The sequence below is a fragment of the Mesorhizobium sp. M7A.F.Ca.US.002.01.1.1 genome, assembly GCF_004022955.1.
Taxonomy (GTDB): Bacteria; Pseudomonadota; Alphaproteobacteria; order Rhizobiales; family Rhizobiaceae; genus Mesorhizobium; species Mesorhizobium ciceri.
In genome coordinates this window covers 1-2,563 of record NZ_RZQE01000664.1, presented here as the reverse complement: position 1 = coordinate 2,563, position 2,563 = coordinate 1, and the positions used below count along the sequence as shown (strand labels likewise).

Sequence of the window (2,563 nt, the reverse complement as noted above, 5' to 3'; positions counted from 1 at the left end):
TGCCAGCGGCGCCTGGATAGGCGGCGTGGCCCTGTCCGCCGGTGTTTCCTATGCCAATTTGCCGCTGGTCGGCGCAGCACTCGCTCTTTTGGCGGTCACCGTCGCTGTGCTGTCGCAGGCGCTGGACCGGCGCGCGCCGGTCATCCCGCTTCCGGCTGAATAGTCTCTTGCGCCCATAGCGCGGCAGGCTGGACCAATCGACATCGGCGCCTTCAAATCGCATGTCTCTCGCTCCTGATGGAGGAAGTCATGCAGAAATCGATCGAACGCATCGCCGGGGAAAGCGAAGGGGTTTCCTACGAATTCCCGCTGTTCCGCTTCACTGGTTCCGACAAGGCTGCTCCTTCGGCCTATCTGCAGGCGGCACTCCATGCCGGCGAATTGCCGGGTGTCGTCGCCATCGACGCGCTGATGCCGATGCTTGCCAGGGCGGAGGCCGAAGGCCGCATCAAGGGCAACCTCACCATCGTGCCCTGGGCCAACCCGATCGGCCGGGCGCAATATCATTTCGGCGAGCATCAGGGCCGCTTTCATCTCGGCACGCGCACCAATTTCAACCGCGGCTTTCCGCTGCTCGCGGCGCCCGACACAGCGCTCTTGCCCGACACCACCCTTGGCAGCGTCGACCAGCGGCTGAAGACGCGGCTGGTGCAGCTGTCGCTCGGCCACGACATCATGCTCGACCTGCACTGCGATGACGAGGGCCTCGCCTATCTCTACGTCCACACCAGCCTGTGGCCTGGTATGGCCGATTGCGCCGCGGCCATGGGCGTCGACGCGGTCGTGCTGTGGAGCGAAGACACTGACGGCACCTTCGAGGGCGCCTCGATCATGCCCTATCAGAACGTCCCCGCCGATGTGGCCAAGCTCGACCGTCGCGTCGCCACCACCGTCGAATATCGCGGCATCCTCGATGTCGACGGTGCCTTGGCCGCCGCCGACGCCGACGGCCTCTACCGGCTGCTGGTGGCGCGCGGCGTGATCGCCGACAGCGCCCTGCCCGCGCCGGGTCCTTTCACCGGCTTCGTGGCGCCATTGGAAAACATCGACATGATGCCGGCGCCACGGGCCGGTGCCGTGCTCTATGACGTGAAGCCCGGCGACCGCGTCGCCAAGGGCGCGCGCCTCGCCACCATCGTCCATGCACCGGGTGAAGCCGATGGCCGCACCGAAGTGTTCGCACCGCAGGACGGCATCATGCTGACCCGCCGCTCGCGCCGCATCATCCGCGCCGGCGAAGATCTTCTGAAGCTGGTTGGCGACAGGAAGAGCACTGATGCCCGGTCGGGAACGCTGGAGGACTGACTTAGCCCGAAATAGCCAGTCGCGCTTTCGCCTCCAGCCATTCGGACATCTGCCGGTAAGGCATCGGGCCGTGACTGATGCGGGCGACACCCAGTTCCGCCAGCCGCTGGCGCGGCGGCACATGCGCCAGCGCAATGATGTTGACCGGCAACGCAATTGCCTTGCAGAGCGTCTCGATCAGGCCTTCGTCGCCAAGGCCCGGCGCAAAGAAGCCGTGCGCGCCGGCTTTTTCGAAGGCCTGTGCGCGCTCGATGGCCTGGTCGAGCAGAACGTCATCATGCGCATCCGGTTTCGCCTTGAGGAAGATGTCGGTTCGAGTGTTGATGAATGCCGGTATGCCGGAAGCCTTGACGGCCGCCGCCGCGGCTTCGATGCGCTTTGCCTGCACGGAAATGTCATGCAGGCCGCTGCCACCGACAATCTGATCCTCGAAATTGAAACCGATAGCGCCGGCCCGCAGCGCCAACGTCACCGTGCGAGCGACGATTTCCGGGTCAACGCCGTAGCCGCCCTCGAGGTCCATGGTCACCGGCAGGTCGACCGACCCGACGATGCGCTTGATGTTGTCGAGCGCCAGTTCCAGCGGGATTTTCTCGCCATCGGCGTAGCCGAACGCGGCCGCGACCGGCCAGCTTCCGGTGGCGATCGCCTTGGCACCCGCTTTCTCGATGATCTTGGCCGAACCCGGATCCCAGGCATTGTAGAGGACGACCGGGTTGCCCTTGACGTGGAGGGAATGAAACGTCCGCGCACGCTCGATCTGCTCGGTCATGGTTATTTTCCCGTCTTCCTGCTGTTGGATGAGCACTCTAAGCGGCACTGTCGGCTCTGGCGATGTGCCATGAGCCTGAGAAGCGGCGGCCAACGAACAGACTTTCAAACCTGTTGCGCATCCTTCTTTTCGCAGCTATGGATTTCGCCATGAATATGCGTTCGATCAAGACCATTTGGTGGTGGGCCTGCTGACAGCGGCCTGTTCGAACACGTGCGCGTGAATAGAGAGGGTGGCCGCAACGGAAAGTCCGGGCGGCCATTTGTTTTTTCCAAGCCATTCCCGGGTCCGTTGCCCCAAGAAGCTGATGGAGACGGCAATGACGATGAAGGTTCTGGAAAACGGCGCGGAAAGTTTCGTGACCGCGGGTGGCATCACCATCACCCGCGCGCGCCACGACCGGCCGTATGCGGGCGCGATCGACGCTTACGTCGACGGCCTGAATTCGCGCCGCGGCGCGGTGTTTTCCTCAAACTATGAATATCC

General features: G+C 63.9%; 2 protein-coding genes and 1 pseudogene. 2 read left to right on the top strand and 1 reads right to left on the bottom strand.

The window, feature by feature from the left end; genetic code table 11:
- Together EN932_RS39280 and EN932_RS33735 are read left to right on the top strand one after the other, a co-directional pair.
- Positions 1-163: pseudogene (locus EN932_RS39280) on the top strand (MFS transporter); the annotation flags it as partial.
- 86 nt (positions 164-249) lie between these two features.
- On the top strand, positions 250-1,305 hold the full coding sequence (locus EN932_RS33735) for a succinylglutamate desuccinylase/aspartoacylase family protein (protein WP_127384908.1): 1,056 nt from the start codon (positions 250-252) through the stop codon (positions 1,303-1,305).
- 1 nt (position 1,306) lies between these two features.
- Here the strand turns inward: EN932_RS33735 and EN932_RS33730 are convergent, their stop codons facing one another.
- Positions 1,307-2,077 carry an isocitrate lyase/phosphoenolpyruvate mutase family protein gene (locus tag EN932_RS33730; protein ID WP_127370114.1) on the bottom strand — a complete coding sequence of 257 codons (771 nt, stop codon included), beginning with the start codon at positions 2,075-2,077 and terminating at the stop codon, positions 1,307-1,309.
- Positions 2,078-2,563: the final 486 nt, after the last annotated feature.

Excerpts from the sequence above, each read along its gene's own strand:
- EN932_RS33735 (WP_127384908.1), top strand. The coding sequence starts at position 250 with ATGCAGAAATCGATCGAACGCATCGCCGGGGAAAGCGAAGGGGTTTCC.
- EN932_RS33730 (WP_127370114.1), bottom strand. The coding sequence starts at position 2,077 with ATGACCGAGCAGATCGAGCGTGCGCGGACGTTTCATTCCCTCCACGTC.